The sequence below is a fragment of the Acinetobacter sp. X9 genome (genome assembly GCF_054889255.1).
In genome coordinates this window covers 413,435-429,499 of sequence record NZ_CM142679.1, presented here as the reverse complement: position 1 = coordinate 429,499, position 16,065 = coordinate 413,435, and the positions used below count along the sequence as shown (strand labels likewise).

The window sequence follows — 16,065 nt, the reverse complement described above, 5'->3', positions numbered from 1 at the left end:
CTATTTAACCTCGTTTATGGTTGAACATCTGCATTTGTCCATTTTGGAGCAGGAGCCTGATATTGCTCAAACTGTTGAAGAATATCTTCAATTTTGTCTGAGGCGATCAATTTATCAACGAACCGTGCTTGGCTGAATCCATTATCCACCGTGCCTTGAATCATTTTAAGTAAATCTTCATAAAAGCCCGCTACATTTAAGAAAGCACATGGCTTTTGATGAATACCTAATTGTGCCCAGGTCCATTGTTCAAAGATTTCTTCCAATGTACCAGCACCCCCAGGCAAAGCAATAAAGCCATCTGAAAGATCCGCCATCTTGGTTTTACGCTCATGCATATTTTCAACCACATATAATCTGGTTAAACCCGGATGAGCTAACTCACGATCAACTAAAGCACGAGGGATCACGCCAATGACTTGTCCACCTGCTTGTAAGGCGCTATCGGCAACTACACCCATTAGGCCTGAGCGACCACCACCATAAACCAAGGTCTTCCCTTGTTTTGCAATAGCCTCGCCTGTAGCTTGGGCAATTTGTTGGAAAATTGGGTTTGAACCAAGAGATGAACCACAGAAAATACAAATTGATTTCATAGTGTAAAAAACCGTTTTATTGAACTGTCATGCTGACAAACTAAACTATCGATAGAGTTTTTTTTTGCAAAATAGCGTATTGGCAAGTGTTTTTCGGCAAATCCTTGTCTAAAATACACCCATCCATTTCCATCAGACTGCGTGAGGAAAAAAGACACATGCTTGAAGCCTTTTATGCCACAGAACGCGGAAGTCTGGAAGATGCCACCATCAATGGTGGATTTGATCTACATCCCGAATTAGTCTGGCTTGATCTTATTGCACCCTCGCAAGAAGAGCAACAATGGGTATTAGATGCCTATGACCAAAATTTACCAACACTAAAGTCGCTTGAAGACATTTCATCTTCTGCACGATTTTACCGTGATGATGACGGTATTTTGCACATCAGTACTTATTTTTTAACGAAAAATAAAAATTATCAGGTGGATGGCGATGCTGAAGAATCATCACATATGCTTGCCATGGTGCAAACCGTAGCTTTCATTTTACATAAAGACCGCCTCTTTACGATGCGCGGAGAAAAACTAGTTGCGTTTCGTGCCTTTCGTGCCCGTGCTCGCCGAAATGACTATGACATGGACTATAAAGATCCTACCTGGATTTTATTAGGCCTTCTTGAAGCAAAACTCGATGAGCTTGCGGATATCTTAGAAGATATCCACAAAGATTTAGAAAAATACTCCACCGAGGTTCTTAATAACCACCAACGTGAAAAAATTCTAGATCTCGATGACATGATTACACGCCTAGCTCAACAAGAAGACATGCTAGGGAAAGCGCAGCTTTGTCTCATTGATTTAAGACGTGTACTTACTTTCTTATCGCGTCCACGTGCATTAGGCAGTCATATTTATGATGCAGACATTCGAGAGCTCAGTGAAGATGTGCGCTCACTGGTAGAACATGATGCGTTCTTATTCCAAAAAGTACGATTCTTACTTGATACGACGTCTGGATTCATTAACACAGAACAGAATGACACGATTCGTCGATTCTCGATCTTACCAAGTATGTTAGCTCCTCCGATGCTTATTGCCAGTATTTACGGTATGAACACAGACGTATTACCTTTTGCACATGGTACGACCAGTTTCTTCGTTGTTTTGCTGATTATTATGGGTTTCTTTATTGGGCCGATCATTTATTTCCGCTGGAAAAAATGGATCTAAGCTTTGTAATAAAATGCTAATTTCGAGCATAAAAAAGCACCTAAATATAGGTGCTTTTTTACATCAAAAACTTCAGATCATTTGCAGATCATCCTGCAAATGACAGGCTTGAATGATCTTCAGCATTTTTTCAGGGACATTTTTAAAATGCAAACCAGTATTTTTTGGAGTCTCTCGTAACCATTGAACTAAAACAGCCAATGCCAAAGTACTACCATGCTCAAGCTCAGTTAAATCCACCACAAGTGGGAAGCTTTGCTGCTTCTTTATGATAGCCAAACCTGCTTGATACTGTTGTTCCGCATTTTCAAAATCAATTTTTCCCGAAACAACCAATTGTTGGTTGAGATACTGAACCACACGTCACCTACTTATTTCTTTTTGTTTTGATTAACAGCCGCGTCTGCATCAGGTTGGAAAGTTGCAATTGCTTTATTTAAATCACCGCCATTGCGTTTCACTGTTGCAGCAAACTGATTACGGAACTGTAATCCTAGATCAATACCAGAGACATTGATATTACGGATTTTCCATTGAGTACCTTTGTCAGCTAACTGGAAAGAAACAGGAATTTTTTCACCATTGTGATTAAAGTCCAATGTCACTACAGGGTTTTTACCCGCAGTTGCCTTGTAAGGACGCATGGTATAACTTTGATTTGTATATTTAGCAAATGCGCTACCGTAATTTTCAATTAATGTATTACGGAAGTTTGTTTCAAACTGAGCACGCTGTGCAGCTGTACTATACTGATTCGTCGCATAAGTACCCATCACAATACGAGTGAACGCTTGTGAATCAACATACGGGTCTAAGTTCTGACGTACAATTGATTTTACTAAAGCAGGATTGTTCTGCAACTTAGCATGATCTGCTTTTAAACGAGCGATCAAGCCATCAGCAACACGCTTGATAAAATCAGGTGGTGCTTCTGAAGGTGCAGCAAAAGCTGTACCTGCAATCATAGTAGACAAAAGACTTGCTGTCAGGGTTTGTTTAAACAACGTATTCACCTGGAACCACTCCTTCAAATAAACTCTTACTCAACAAATGACGGCTGTGCACTGCTGTCGGTACTTGCAGGAGCTTTTTCTTCTGCTGAGGATGAACCAGCGGCAACTTTACCTGCGCCACCACCAGTAATAAATTTACTAATTAAATCTTCTAAATCCATGGTTCCTTGGGTATTTGAAATTGTATCGCCACGTTTAAGATAGTTTAAACCACCACCTGGAACGACTTTCAAATATTTCTCACCCAACAAACCATTGGTTGCAACCATTATATAAGCATCTTCATCAATACTGGTGATGGAGGACATGTTACTGATCAGTTGCTGTTCCATTGCTTTTTGTTGCTCTGGAGAAGCCTGCGTATAGTCAGAACTATAACGTAGTTCATCTAAAGCATTTTTTTGAACTTCTTTTAGCTGCTCAGCATTAAAACTTGTCAACTTTCCATCTAAACCAAATGTTACGGTAGCCAAACGCGTAACCGGATCAAGTGTAATTGAATCAACACGACCAATTGTGACACCGCTCATTGTTACTTTAGCACGTGGCTTTAGCCCATTGACGTTATCAAATTGAGCCTTCATGGTATAACTATCACTTAAGTTCGTACCAACAAGCCCACTAACTTTCATTGCTAAGAAAAACAATGCAATACCGAAGATAATAACAAAGATACCAACGGCCAGTTCACTACTACGTGATTTCATTAAATCCCTCCGAACATGACCGCAGTCAACACGAAATCAAAACCTAAAACACATAATGAAGAATACACAACCGTCCGGGTCATTGCCGTTGCAATGCCTTCTGGTGTCGGATCACAGGCATAGCCTTGATAAACAGCGACCCATGTACAAATCAAAGCAAAAACAATACTTTTAATAATCGTGCCATTGATAATGTCATGCCCGAAACGCACTGTATTTTGCATGCCACTCCAGAAGGAGCCTTCATCAGCACCTAAAAAGTCAACACCGACCATCTTGCCACCAATAATCCCAATGGCGGCAAATATCACAGTTAACATTGGCAAACTGACAATACCTGCCCAAAGACGTGGTGATACGATTTGTTTTAATGGGTCAACACCAATCATTTCCATACTGGCAAGCTGTTCGCTTTGCTTCATTGAACCAATTTCGGCAGTCAATGCAGAACCTGCTCGCCCTGCAAATAGCAATGCAGCAACCACAGAAGCAAGCTCACGGAGTAGTGTTAACGAAATCGCTGTACCCAACATCGACTCAGCACCGAAAGTGACCAAAATGCTATACATCTGCAAGCCAAGAACCGCACCAATAAACAAACCAGAAACGGTAATAATAAGTAAGGACATCACACCTACGCGGTGCATTTGGTAACCAAAACGACCAAAACCACCCTTGGTAGGAAGTGAAAAAATAATCTGCAAGAGCATATGTGCCGCAGCACCAATGCCTCGAATCCGCTCAATAACGAGTCTACCTAACCAGGCAATCGTATTCATGGACGAACCTCGTTATTTAAATAAGCTTGTTGACTAAACTGGTATTCAACTGGTCCTTCTTCCGAACCTGTTAAGAATTGGTGTACAAATGGAGAAGCATGTTTTTGCAACTCTTCAGGTGTACCCTCTCCCTGAATTTTTCCTTCAGCTACCACATAGATGTAGTCAGCAATCGATAATGTTTCTGCAACATCATGCGAAACAATAATTGTTGTTAAATCTAACGCTTCACGTAGTGAACGAATTAAACGTGTCAAAACACCTTTCACAATTGGGTCTTGACCAGCAAAAGGTTCATCGTACATGATTAAATCGGGATCAAGTGCAATCGCGCGAGCCAATGCTACACGGCGATTCATACCACCTGAAAGTTCTGTCGGCATTAACTGTTCAGAACCACGCAAACCCACCGATTCAAGTTTTAATGCAACCAGTTCAGCAATGAGATTTTCAGGAAGCTTCGTGTGCGCTCGAATTGGAAATGCCACATTTTCATAGACCGACATATCCGTAAACAAAGCACCGCTCTGAAATAACATTCCCATACGTGCACGGGCTGAAAAAAGTTCCTGACGGGACATTTTTGCAATATCTTTACCGTCGAGCAAAACTTCGCCCTGATCAGGAACTAACTGTCCACCGATCAGACGTAATAATGTTGTTTTACCTGTACCAGAAGGTCCCATAATGGCCGTAATCTGGCCACGACGTATATTTAAACTAATATTGTCATAAATGACGCGTTCCCCTCGATTAAAACTCAAATTTTTCACTTCAATAAGTGGTTGAGTCGAGAGAGGAGTTTTATTATTCATAATGGCAATCGTTCCTGCACTTTTATGCACGCATACTATAACACTGAAAATTGGCAAACTTGTTGTTATTTTGACAAAAGCAAAGCTAACTTAGTTGGTAGAAATAGAAGAGGTATGTTCGTAAAAAGAGGTTAATTCAGAAATTTGAAACTGCTCAATAGAACTTCCAGTTATAAAAGCATAGGCAAAATAAACCCCATTACACAGAACAAGTGCAATAAAAAGATATGGCAAGCCGTGCTGAACTAATAAGTTCTTCAACTGTGCCACTATTGTTTCTTTTCGTTTACTTTTACTCATTATTTAATAAAAAATTGAACCAATTCACACTTTGTTATTTTATAACAAAACTGAAAAATAAAAAAGGCCAGTATTTCTACTGGCCTTTCTTTAAACGAACTTTTGATTAACGGTCGAATTTACGACGCGGTTTATCATCAAAACTACGACGTGGACGATCTTCACCACCGAAGCTACGTTTTGGACGATCTTCACCACCAAACGCTGGACGCTCACCACGTGGTTTATCATCAAAGCTACGACGCGGTTTATCGTTAAAACCACCTTCGCGACGTGGACGATCTGAGTTGAACTCACGACGTGGACGATCTTCGCCACCAAATGATGGACGCTCGCCACGAGGCTTATCATCAAAACTACGACGTGGACGATCTTCACCACCGAAACTACGTTTTGGACGATCACCAAAACCATTTTCACGACGTGGTTTGTAATCTACGCGGTTACCACGGTTGTCATCATTTGAGTCAAAACGCGGTTTATCGTTGAAACCACCTTCACGACGTGGACGATCTGAGTTGAACTCACGGCGTGGACGATCTTCGAAACCACCTTCACGACGTGGGCGATCTGAATTGAACTCGCGACGTGGACGATCTTCGCCACCGAATGGACGTTCACCACGTGGTTTGTCATCAAAGCTACGACGTGGACGGTCATCACGACCACCTTCACGGCGTTTGAAGTTGCTTTCGCCTTCAAAACGACGACCACCGCCAAAACCGCCACCACGACGACCATCACGACCACCGTTGCCACCACGACCACGACCACCACCATCACGACCTGAACGAGCAGGAGGTGGAGATGGCTCTAAGCCTTCAATTTCAGAAACACTTAAACGTGCATCTAAATAGTCTTCAAGCGCACGGATTTTACCGCGTTCACGATAAGTCGCTAAAGTAATTGCTTGACCTGTACGGCCAGCACGACCTGTACGACCAATACGGTGTACATAGTCTTCGTGTTTCATTGGTAAACCGAAGTTAATTACGTGAGAAATTGTCGGTACGTCAAGACCACGTGCAGCAACGTCTGTCGCTACCAAGATTTTTGCACGACCTTCACGAATACTACGTAAACGACGGTTACGAACTGTTTGTGGCATTGCACCGTGAAGTGCAACTACAGAGTGACCTGCTTCTGCAAGTTCTTCAGCCAACATATCTGTATCTTCTTGAGTGCTCGCGAATACAACCGCTTGATCAAGAGTTTCATCAGCCAACCAGTGAGTCAGAAGTTTCTTCTTGTGTTCGAAACCATCTGTCCAGTGTAAAGTTTGGGTAATGTCAGTGTTTGTACTGTGACCTGTTTCAATTGCAATACGCTCAGGTTCATTCATCATGCGCTCAGCAAGACGAATAATACGGTCAGCGAAAGTTGCAGAGAACATTAATGTTTGACGACGGTTACCAGCTAAATCGCTAATCGCTTCTAAATCTTCAGAGAAGCCAAGGTCTAACATACGGTCAGCTTCGTCAACGATTAAAGCTTCAACTTTATCTAACTTTAATTGACGACGGTTTACTAAATCTAATAAACGACCTGGAGTCGCAACAATAACTTGTGCGCCTTTAAGTTGTTGGATTTGCTTACCAAAAGGCATACCACCCATGATTGCAGCAATACGAACACCTTTCATGTGACGTACGAAAGCAATCGCATCTTGGCTAACTTGTTGAGCCAATTCACGTGTTGGGCATAAAACTAAAATGTTAGGTTGGGTCACAGCTTTCATACGTTCTTTGAACGGAACAAAAGTTTCTTGACCAGCTAAATTATGTAATGTCGGTAATAAAAATGCCGCAGTTTTACCAGAACCAGTCTGGCTAGATACTAGAAGGTCTTTTCCTTCTAAAGCTGCAGGAATAGATTGTTCTTGCACAGGAGTCGGGGTAGTAAAACCTAAACCTTCAAGCGCTTGTTGTAAGGTTTCATGCAAAGAAAATTCGGCAAAAGTTTTGCTCATAGAGAGTTTCACCCTAGTGGGTGCTCCATTTTTAATAAATACAAAATAGACATCGGCACAAAGCGGCAAAGCAAAGTTAGCTGAAACATTTTTTCAGCAGCAATCCGAGTAACGACGATGTGGACTAAACGCACGCTTGATTACGGCCGAACCTGAAGAATCGCTGAGCGATCGGGGCGCAAGAAATGGTCCTCTCTATGGACAGCGTGCGCTTACAATGAATAGAACAGAATGTTCAGGTAATGAACGGAAATTTAAGTGCGTGGGCGGATTATAGCAGAAAGAAATTAAAAGTCATGTGTTTTAATCAACTTTCTTCATATTTATTGAACTCAGTAAAATTTACCCATGGCTTAAAAAATAAAACCCTCTGATAATAGAGGGTTTTATTTATAAATAATTAAATTATTTTGCGGCTTGACCCCAAGCTGGAACTACAGTTTGCATTAAAGGTTTTAGCATTTTGAGTGAACTTGCAAGCACTTGACCGTTTTCAAGAGACTCATTACCACCACGTGCGTCAACCACTACACCGCCCGCTTCTTTAATAATAAGCTCACCAGCAGCGATATCCCATGGTTTTAAACCCAGCTCAAAGAAACCATCAAAACGACCAGCAGCAACATATGCTAAATCTAGGGCAGCTGAACCACCACGACGAATTTGTGCGCCTGCTTGAGTCACAGCTAATAATGAAGCAAAGTGTTGTTCTGCATAAGATACAATCTCACCAGCACGTTTAGCGCGGTAAGGATGGCCTACTGCCAAGAATGTATTTTCTAAAGTATCTTTTACATTTACACGAATACGGCGTTGGTTCATAACTGCACCACGACCGCGACTTGCAGAGAATAATTCGTCACGTACTGGGTCGTAAATTACGCCGTGCTGAGTAACGCCTTTATGCTGAACTGCAATAGAAATACAGAAATGAGGGAAACCATTAATAAAGTTTTGCGTGCCATCAAGCGGGTCGATTACCCAGCACCAGTCTGCATCGTGGCCTTTGCCTTCTTGCAAACCGAACTCTTCACCTAAGAAGCTATGGTTTTTATAACTTTTACGTAATGTATCAATCGTCAATTGTTCCAAATAACGATCTACACGTGTTACTGGGCCATCAATGCCTTTCTCTTCAACTTGCAAATCGAGTTTATGACGATTTTGATGCGCTTTTAAAAGCTCTTGACCAACTGTTTGAGCCGCACGCGCAGCCATAACCACCATAGGTTCCATTGAACACCCACTACAATACAAGTTTGAAGATTTTGACAAAGAATAATGCATAAAAGCGCATACATTTTAGCAAATGAATGCGCTTTAGGGGAAAAAATGTTTCAAAAATTTTATTAAAGGCTTAAACCACCTGATTTAGCTTAAGCCAAGCTCGCTCAATTGAGTTTAAAATACCTTTAGCATCTAACCCACAATCTTGTAGCATTTGACCATGTGATGCTTGTTGTAAAAACAAATCTGGCAGACCTAAATTAATGATAGGTTTAACAATTTGTTCTTGTGCCATGAACTCATTTACTGCACTGCCTGCACCACCCATAATTGCGTGTTCTTCAACAGTGACAAATAAATGTGTATGTTCAGCCAAATCACGAATAATTTTTTCATCAAGTGGTTTCACAAAACGCATATTTACAACACGCACACCAACATCATGTTTTTGTGCGAACTGCTCAGCAGCTTCTATGGCAACCATAACGCGGCTACCAAACGCTAAAATTGTAATCTGCTCATCACAAGCAGGTTTAATTTCAGCAACTACTTCAGCTTTACCTAATTCAATAGCAGTTAGCTCTTGCTGAATTTCAACGCCTACTCCAGCACCACGAGGGTAACGTACTGCTGCTGGCCCATTATAAGCATAGGCAGTATGCAACATCTGGCGGCATTCATTTTCATCTTTTGGTGCCATGATGACCATGTTCGGAACTGTACGCATATATGCATAGTCATATGCACCAGCATGAGTTGGACCATCTTCACCAACCAAACCAGCACGGTCAATGCCGAAAGTCACATCAAGATTTTGTAATGCAACATCATGAATAAGTTGGTCGTAACCACGTTGCAAGAATGTTGAATAGATTGCAACAACAGGTTTTAACCCTTCACACGCCATTCCTGCTGCAAGTGTTACTGCGTGCTGTTCGGCAATTGCAACATCGAAGAAGCGCTTTGGAAATTCTTTAGCAAACTTAACCATGCCCGAGCCTTCACACATGGCTGGGGTAATCGCTAATAAACGTTCATCTTGTGCAGCTTCGTCACACAACCATTGACCAAATACATCAGAATATTTTGGTGGCGTTTTACCTGCTGAAGTCGCATTAATTTTGCCAATTGCATGATAGGTAATTGGGTCAGCTTCTGCCGGAGTAAAGCCTTTACCTTTTTTAGTATAGACGTGGACTAAGCGTGGACCTTTACGCTTTTTCAATGCATTAAATACTTGAACGAGTTGATTTACGTCATGTCCATCAAAAGGACCGAAGTAGTCAAAACCAATCGCTTTAAATAAATTATCGGCTGCATCTGTTGCCGATTGATGTAAACGAGAGTTGTACGTCCATTTCGGATGCGGCTGTACATAAGCCTCACCATGTTCATCGACATTAACTAAATGACCTTTTTCCCAAATTGCAGCTAAATGCTTAGCAAAACCACCTGTACTGCAAGAAATCGACATGTCATTGTCATTAAGTACAACAATTAAATCGGCATCGTGTGCCACAGCATCGTTCATGGCTTCAAATGCCATACCTGCTGTCATTGCGCCATCACCCACAATACAAACGACTTCACATGGGTCATTTTGATAGCGACGTGCTAAAGACATTCCTAAACCTGCCGAAATTGCAGTTGATGAATGCCCTACGCCAAAAGTATCAAAAACTGATTCTTCTCTAGCTGGAAATGCTGCTAAACCGTTCTTAGCACGGATTGTTGTCATTTGCTCACGGCGACCAGTCAAGACTTTATGTGGATACGCCTGATGTCCTACATCCCAAACTAATCGGTCATTTGGAGTATTAAAGCAATAATGCAGCGCAACCGTCAGCTCAACCACGCCGAGGTTAGCACCGAAATGGCCACCACTCTGGCCTGCTGCATATAAAATATATTGACGCAACTCATCAGCCACTTGAACCAATTGGCTATGCTCGAGCTGACGTAATTGTTGAGGATGATCAATTGCATCTAACAATGGCGTAACAGGGCGTTGAGTTGGAATTTCGGTATACAACATATGTGGCAAAGCCTTTATAAGCCTGGCAAATCCTAAGCTGGGTCAAAATGGGTCGATCATACAATCGAATGAAGTCACCTTCAATCAGCCACATTTGCGAACGAGGTCATGCAAAGCAGTCTCTCATACAGTATGGGTATGGTTGGCAGATTATCCTGAATAATCTGACTATTTATCAACTATTATCGTCTTCTTTATACAAAAAAGAAAACCTTAGTGTTCAAAATGATTATGACAATTCGACCAATCTCCCAGCATTACGCTATACTTTAAACCGTTTTCGGTTAAAAGATGAGTTAATCTGTGCCTATAGAGTTCATTGCAACATCAAAACTCCCGACTGCTTTTGGTGAATTCAATATTTCTGTGTTTCAAGATCCAGTATCAGGTGAAGAACATGTGGCACTTTCTAAAGGGTTAGAAAATCCACCCACAGGCCCTGTTTTAGTACGTGTTCATTCAGAATGCTTAACAGGTGATGCTTTTGCGTCATTAAAATGTGACTGCGGCCCTCAATTACAGGCAACTCAAAAGCTCATCAACGAAGCAGGTCAAGGCGTTATTTTATATTTACGTCAAGAAGGCCGTGGTATTGGACTTACAAATAAAATTCGTGCGTATGCCTTACAAGACCAAGGTCATGACACGGTAGATGCAAATTTACTTTTAAATTTACCTGCTGATGCACGCCGTTATGACATGTGTAGCATTATGCTTGATCATTTAAAAGTAAAAGAAGTTAAGTTAATTACTAACAATCCTTTGAAAATTCAGGCACTCAAGGATCAAGGTATTAATGTGGTTGGTCGTGTTCCGTTAACGGTTGGACGTAATCCTTTTAATGAACAATATTTAAAAACTAAACGTGAACGCATGGATCACCTTTATCAAAAAGATGATTTCTAAAACAAAATTATAAATTTAAAGATAATAAGAAGGGATTTTTAAGACATTTCTTAAAAATCCCTTACTTTTTTTATGGTTTTGTGTTTTGATGTATCTATCTCCTATCTCAATCATCTTTGAGGGTCACTATGCAACATCCGACTTCAACAGATATTCAACGTGTCCGCGAATTTCTCCTCGATTTACAAGCTCGTATTTGTGCTGGTTTAGAACAACAAGAAAAAGCTGGCGGTGGTACGGGTGAATTCATTATTGATGATTGGGAACGTCCAGAAGGTGGTGGCGGTCGTTCACGAGTTTTACAAAATGGCACCGTGATTGAAAAAGGTGGTGTGATGTTTTCTCACATCAACATTAGTAAACTGCCCGCTTCTGCTACAGAAAGACATCCTCAAATTGCTGGTGCTAAAGCACAAGCGCTTGGTGTGTCATTAGTCATTCATCCCAAAAATCCAAACATTCCAACCTCCCATGCCAATGTACGTTTATTTGTTGCAGAACGTGAAGGTCAAGATCCAATTTGGTGGTTTGGTGGCGGTTTTGACTTAACACCGTTCTATCCAGATGAACAGGATGTTATCGATTGGCATCAAGCCGCACATGACCTATGCCAGCCTTTTGGCGACAATGTCTACGCTGAACATAAAAAATGGTGTGATGATTACTTCTATCTAAAACATCGAGATGAACAGCGTGGTGTCGGAGGTTTATTCTTTGATGATTTAAATTGCTGGGATTTCGAAACCTGCTTTAAATATATTCAAGCTGTAGGTAATGGTTATTTAAATGCCATCCTGCCAATTTTTGAAAAACATCGTGAACAGCCTTATACCGAAGCTCAACGAGAGTTCCAGCTTTACCGTCGTGGTCGCTATGTCGAATATAATTTAGTCTATGACCGCGGAACATTGTTTGGCTTACAAACAGGTGGACGTATTGAGTCTATTTTAGTCAGCCTGCCTAATCTTGCAGCTTGGTCATATCGTCCAGAATGGGATGAAGACTCACCAGAGAAACGTTTGACCGACTATTACTTAAAACCACGTGACTGGTTAAACCTAAAAGAAAAAGTCGCTTAATTTTTTGCTTTTTGGAGATTCTTTGGCTTCCACCCTAAAGAATCTCCTTTTTTATTTTCAATTTTTTGAATCTCATTCAAATATTTTTTCTTATTAAAATTTGGCTTATAGTGAGGCCTGCTGAAAATTCAGTACAGACCTTATCTGCCTCATGCCATTTTAAAATTTTGGATATAAGAATGACCAAACAGTTTGCAGTAATTGGCAACCCCATCGAACAATCACGCTCTCCTGAATTGCATCATGCTTTCGCTCAAAAAACAGGTGTTGACCTAGACTACCAAAAACGTCTCGCGCCTCTTGAGGGTTTCGAGACGAGTATGCGTAGTTTCTTTGAAAATGGCGGGAGTGGCATGAACGTTACCGTGCCGTTTAAAGAACAGGCATTTGCTTTGTGTGATGTGCTGACTGAACGTGCTCAAATTGCCAAAGCTGTAAATACACTTTGGATGGAAAATGGCAAATTGCATGGTGACAATACAGATGGCCAAGGCTTAGTTGCCGCAATTCAAGCTTTAGAATGGAATCTTGAGAATACAACTATTTTAATTTTAGGAGCTGGTGGTGCAACTCGTGGTGTTATTTACCCGCTTGTGCAAGCTGGTGCTAAAAAGATTGTGATTGCAAACCGAACTCTTGCTCGTGCTGAACAACTTGTAGATGACCTAAAAGCGGCAGTTCCGCAAGCTCAATTACAAGCAATTTCTCTAAATGAGTTAGAAGGGCAATTTGATATTGTAATTAATGCAACTTCTGCAAGCCTGTCTGGTGATGCATTACAACTACCAGAAAATTTAGAGTTCAAATATGCCTATGAGATGGCCTATGGCAAACCATCTAGCTTTCTTGATCAAGCTAAACAACGCAATGTGCCTTATGCAGAAGGTTTTGGCATGCTAGTTGGCCAAGCCATTGAAGCCTTCTATATTTGGAATGGCGTAAAGCCAGAATTAAAAGATTTTCTATAAGTCAAAAAAAGAACCTACACGAAGTAGGTTCTTTTTTTATCTCATCTATTATTTTTTAGCTGTAACCATCTGCTTATAAACATCTCGGAAAATCTCATAATCAATAAATTCATTATGTTCAGGTTTTAAATTCTGAATTGTTTTTTCCGTAAGTTGCTGTTTACGAGCAGCGACATAGACTTTACCTAAAATATCCGCTGTTTCTGACAACAAGTGTTTTTCTTCATCAGAACTACCATTTTGTTTTTCAAACTCTAATTGATACTGTTTTGAGAAAAGCTGTTCAGGTTGCTTATATTGTTTCTGTAGTTTTTGCCATGCTTCACGCCCAGCTTCACCTTGTATTGTTGTGATCACAATATGGTCCACAGCTCGGCCTAAGTCATTATCAAACTGATCTTCTTGCTCAAGATGATGTTTTTTCTGTAACGCCTCAATACGTTCTAAAGCTTTCCCTTGAGGGTTATAAGTTTCCTCTTCAGAGAACCAATAAGCATAAACCTCGGCAATTTCTTGCAACTGTTGAACTGAATAATAATGAATATATGACGGTTTTTCGGCAGTCAATTTTGCAATAAACACAGCCTTATACGTCTTGTCATAAGCATGTGTTGCATCATAAGTTTGGTTAGCCAACAGTGCCAGAGTCGAGTCTAAATCTTGTACATCGCTATGTGCACCAACTGGATGCTCAGAAACATCACCCTGCCCAAGTTTTTCACTAAACCCTTTTATAAAGTTTTCAAATAAAGAACCCTTACTTGCCTCTGCAACCGATTTAGCTTGTTTAAGCTGCTGCTGATTAATTGGGGTCGCTTTACCATAATTGAGAATTTGCATGTCTGCTTTAATATTAAAGCGATGGTTAAATTCAGCTGGTGTATACGCAATATCATAATCCGCGTTGACTAAACGGCCCTTTTCATCCAGTCCGACATCAATCGCAACTGGATTTCTTTGTTTTGGTAAAGCTTGTTCAATTTCTACCTTATGCTTGATCCATAGAGCTTTGAATGCTTCATCATCAACAAACTGGTTTTGATCATAAGCAGCGAAAGTTTGTTTCAAGGCAGCTTGACGAGCTTTAATCTGAGTTTTTTCGGTATTTACAGCACTCCGATCAAGCACATCAATACCGTAAATTTGACAGTAATTAATATCACCTAAGGCAACGGGACTTTTTTGAGACTGTAATTCAACACACTGATCTTCTGTAAGTGAAACCACTGCTTCATCTTGTGTGACTTCTTCAGCATCTGCTACAGCAACATCTTCGGCTTGGGCCGTATCAGAAGCATCCTCTTCGGCTGCCCCATCTTGAGCTACACTTGATTGGTCTTCATCATACTCAGAATCTAAGGGATTACCAAAATGAGCATTAATCAGTGAGTAAAGTTGCTGGCTAACTGCTGCTGCATCTTCTGAAGAAACTTTCTGCTCCTCAGCACCGCCTACCTTTCTCTTCGCTTCCGAAGCAGCTAATTCAGTTGCTATAGTTTCGGCAATCTTTTCTTCATCAAAACCGAAAACATTTTTTTGCAGATATTTAGCATTGACCTGACTATAGAACTCCGATTGTAGCAATAACACTTCAACTGTATCTTTTAAACGAATTTTTTCTACAATCCCCGCTTTACGCTCAGCGTCACTAACTGATAAACGCTGTAAATTTTGTGGTTCAGCCAAACGATAAGATACAGCACCAGAAGCTTTCGCATATTCAACGAATTTCTTCATATCGACATTCGTAAACAGATTTTTATACTTTGAAAAATCGACATACGCTAAATTATTTTGATTATCTTTATTGACCAGATAAGGCATTAATCCGAAATAATTAACGTAAAATTTATAATCTTTCAGATCAAGTACCATTGGCAATTTTGCCTGTACCAAAAGTGTCGGTTTTTCATACCTTGCTGTAAGGTTTAAAGACCCCATTTTTTGACGATAATGAACCGAACCATCGTAACTAAATTGAAGATCATTTAATAAATTAATTAATACGGCGTTTACTTTTTCTGAGCGTGATTCACCAGAAATGCCTGAATCCGCTTGCTCATTTGCAATTGCGGCATACAGCGCCTGCTTCTGTTTTTTATTCAAATTAATTTTTTGTTCACGTAAATATTGATCTACTTTTTTTTGCACTACAGCATCTAACTGCACTGTTTTTTCTACATTATTTATTTTTTTTGACTGCTTTGGATCAACACTAACTTTAAAATGCCCACGATAGTCATAGCTTGGGTATTCATATATTGCATTCATACCCTGAATGACTTTTTGATCTAACTGAGTAGATGCTACCGATGGACGTAGGTTATGCTGCGCACAAGCGGTCAAACCCAAACTAAATAAACATAAACTGAGATATTTTAAATGCATAACCTTTTTTAAAACCTTATCGCTTTATCTTTTTAACAAAACTTGCTAAAAATAAGAAAATTAGTTGTTTTTTCACATAAAAGTATAAGTCCTGAATGTAGCAGAAATTAT

15 protein-coding genes are annotated in these 16,065 nt (G+C 40.4%); 4 read left to right on the top strand and 11 right to left on the bottom strand.

Going from position 1 to position 16,065, the window contains the following annotated elements; translation table 11 throughout:
- Positions 1-14: 14 nt before the first annotated feature.
- Complete coding sequence (locus tag ACYU0V_RS02075; RefSeq protein ID WP_005804599.1) at positions 15-596, bottom strand: LOG family protein; 582 nt, start codon at positions 594-596, stop codon at positions 15-17.
- Positions 597-754: 158 nt separating this feature from the next.
- Between ACYU0V_RS02075 and ACYU0V_RS02070 the strand changes: the two genes are divergently transcribed.
- A complete protein-coding gene (locus ACYU0V_RS02070; protein WP_002116978.1) occupies positions 755-1,768 on the top strand; it encodes a magnesium and cobalt transport protein CorA in 1,014 nt (337 codons plus the stop codon).
- A 72-nt stretch (positions 1,769-1,840) separates the two neighbouring features.
- Here ACYU0V_RS02070 and ACYU0V_RS02065 read toward each other — a convergent pair whose 3' ends face one another.
- The 9 genes from ACYU0V_RS02065 to dxs form a co-directional block, all read right to left on the bottom strand.
- Positions 1,841-2,128 (bottom strand): STAS domain-containing protein, encoded by a 288-nt coding sequence (locus ACYU0V_RS02065; RefSeq protein WP_005078357.1) that lies wholly within the window; start codon positions 2,126-2,128, stop codon positions 1,841-1,843.
- A gap of 11 nt (positions 2,129-2,139) precedes the next feature.
- On the bottom strand, positions 2,140-2,781 hold the full coding sequence (locus tag ACYU0V_RS02060; RefSeq protein WP_002116826.1) for an MlaC/ttg2D family ABC transporter substrate-binding protein: 642 nt from the start codon (positions 2,779-2,781) through the stop codon (positions 2,140-2,142).
- Between the two features lie 26 nt (positions 2,782-2,807).
- Positions 2,808-3,488, bottom strand: a complete 681-nt coding sequence (gene mlaD, locus ACYU0V_RS02055; protein ID WP_104075313.1) for an outer membrane lipid asymmetry maintenance protein MlaD — start codon at positions 3,486-3,488, stop codon at positions 2,808-2,810.
- Positions 3,488-4,267 (bottom strand): lipid asymmetry maintenance ABC transporter permease subunit MlaE, encoded by a 780-nt coding sequence (mlaE, locus tag ACYU0V_RS02050; RefSeq protein WP_049837392.1) that lies wholly within the window; start codon positions 4,265-4,267, stop codon positions 3,488-3,490. Before mlaE ends, mlaD begins: the two co-directional genes overlap by 1 nt.
- The gene (locus ACYU0V_RS02045; RefSeq protein ID WP_044100001.1) at positions 4,264-5,082 is read right to left on the bottom strand and encodes an ABC transporter ATP-binding protein; all 819 of its coding nucleotides are present in this window, start codon (positions 5,080-5,082) and stop codon (positions 4,264-4,266) included. The genes mlaE and ACYU0V_RS02045 overlap by 4 nt, the downstream gene beginning before the upstream one ends.
- A 90-nt stretch (positions 5,083-5,172) precedes the next feature.
- Positions 5,173-5,382, bottom strand: coding sequence for a hypothetical protein (locus ACYU0V_RS02040; protein WP_078219745.1), 210 nt, complete (start codon positions 5,380-5,382; stop codon positions 5,173-5,175).
- Between the two features lie 106 nt (positions 5,383-5,488).
- Positions 5,489-7,351 carry a DEAD/DEAH box helicase gene (locus tag ACYU0V_RS02035; protein WP_016143582.1) on the bottom strand — a complete coding sequence of 621 codons (1,863 nt, stop codon included), beginning with the start codon at positions 7,349-7,351 and terminating at the stop codon, positions 5,489-5,491.
- A gap of 405 nt (positions 7,352-7,756) precedes the next feature.
- Positions 7,757-8,587, bottom strand: a complete 831-nt coding sequence (locus ACYU0V_RS02030; RefSeq protein ID WP_002117045.1) for an inositol monophosphatase family protein — start codon at positions 8,585-8,587, stop codon at positions 7,757-7,759.
- A gap of 121 nt (positions 8,588-8,708) precedes the next feature.
- On the bottom strand, positions 8,709-10,613 hold the full coding sequence (dxs, locus tag ACYU0V_RS02025) for a 1-deoxy-D-xylulose-5-phosphate synthase (protein ID WP_461848851.1): 1,905 nt from the start codon (positions 10,611-10,613) through the stop codon (positions 8,709-8,711).
- Positions 10,614-10,916: 303 nt separating this feature from the next.
- Between dxs and ribA the strand changes: the two genes are divergently transcribed.
- The 3 genes from ribA (at position 10,917) to aroE (ending at position 13,566) form a co-directional block, all read left to right on the top strand.
- Positions 10,917-11,519 carry a GTP cyclohydrolase II gene (gene ribA / locus ACYU0V_RS02020; RefSeq protein ID WP_002116908.1) on the top strand — a complete coding sequence of 201 codons (603 nt, stop codon included), beginning with the start codon at positions 10,917-10,919 and terminating at the stop codon, positions 11,517-11,519.
- A 128-nt stretch (positions 11,520-11,647) separates the two neighbouring features.
- Positions 11,648-12,598, top strand: a complete 951-nt coding sequence (gene hemF, locus ACYU0V_RS02015) for an oxygen-dependent coproporphyrinogen oxidase (RefSeq protein ID WP_461848850.1) — start codon at positions 11,648-11,650, stop codon at positions 12,596-12,598.
- A 179-nt stretch (positions 12,599-12,777) separates the two neighbouring features.
- Positions 12,778-13,566 carry a shikimate dehydrogenase gene (gene aroE, locus ACYU0V_RS02010; RefSeq protein ID WP_461848848.1) on the top strand — a complete coding sequence of 263 codons (789 nt, stop codon included), beginning with the start codon at positions 12,778-12,780 and terminating at the stop codon, positions 13,564-13,566.
- Positions 13,567-13,614: 48 nt separating this feature from the next.
- Here the strand turns inward: aroE and ACYU0V_RS02005 are convergent, their stop codons facing one another.
- A complete protein-coding gene (locus tag ACYU0V_RS02005; RefSeq protein ID WP_461848847.1) occupies positions 13,615-15,954 on the bottom strand; it encodes a hypothetical protein in 2,340 nt (779 codons plus the stop codon).
- Positions 15,955-16,065: the final 111 nt, after the last annotated feature.

What these genes read in the sequence shown, in the direction of transcription:
- aroE (WP_461848848.1), top strand. Translation starts at nt 12,778, where the DNA reads ATGACCAAACAGTTTGCAGTAATTGGCAACCCCATCGAACAATCACGC.
- dxs (WP_461848851.1), bottom strand. Translation starts at nt 10,613, where the DNA reads ATGTTGTATACCGAAATTCCAACTCAACGCCCTGTTACGCCATTGTTA.
- mlaD (WP_104075313.1), bottom strand. Translation starts at nt 3,488, where the DNA reads ATGAAATCACGTAGTAGTGAACTGGCCGTTGGTATCTTTGTTATTATC.
- mlaE (WP_049837392.1), bottom strand. Translation starts at nt 4,267, where the DNA reads ATGAATACGATTGCCTGGTTAGGTAGACTCGTTATTGAGCGGATTCGA.
- ACYU0V_RS02030 (WP_002117045.1), bottom strand. Translation starts at nt 8,587, where the DNA reads ATGGAACCTATGGTGGTTATGGCTGCGCGTGCGGCTCAAACAGTTGGT.
- ACYU0V_RS02045 (WP_044100001.1), bottom strand. Translation starts at nt 5,082, where the DNA reads ATGAATAATAAAACTCCTCTCTCGACTCAACCACTTATTGAAGTGAAA.
- ACYU0V_RS02005 (WP_461848847.1), bottom strand. Translation starts at nt 15,954, where the DNA reads ATGCATTTAAAATATCTCAGTTTATGTTTATTTAGTTTGGGTTTGACC.
- ACYU0V_RS02070 (WP_002116978.1), top strand. Translation starts at nt 755, where the DNA reads ATGCTTGAAGCCTTTTATGCCACAGAACGCGGAAGTCTGGAAGATGCC.
- ACYU0V_RS02075 (WP_005804599.1), bottom strand. Translation starts at nt 596, where the DNA reads ATGAAATCAATTTGTATTTTCTGTGGTTCATCTCTTGGTTCAAACCCA.
- ACYU0V_RS02035 (WP_016143582.1), bottom strand. Translation starts at nt 7,351, where the DNA reads ATGAGCAAAACTTTTGCCGAATTTTCTTTGCATGAAACCTTACAACAA.
- hemF (WP_461848850.1), top strand. Translation starts at nt 11,648, where the DNA reads ATGCAACATCCGACTTCAACAGATATTCAACGTGTCCGCGAATTTCTC.
- ACYU0V_RS02040 (WP_078219745.1), bottom strand. Translation starts at nt 5,382, where the DNA reads ATGAGTAAAAGTAAACGAAAAGAAACAATAGTGGCACAGTTGAAGAAC.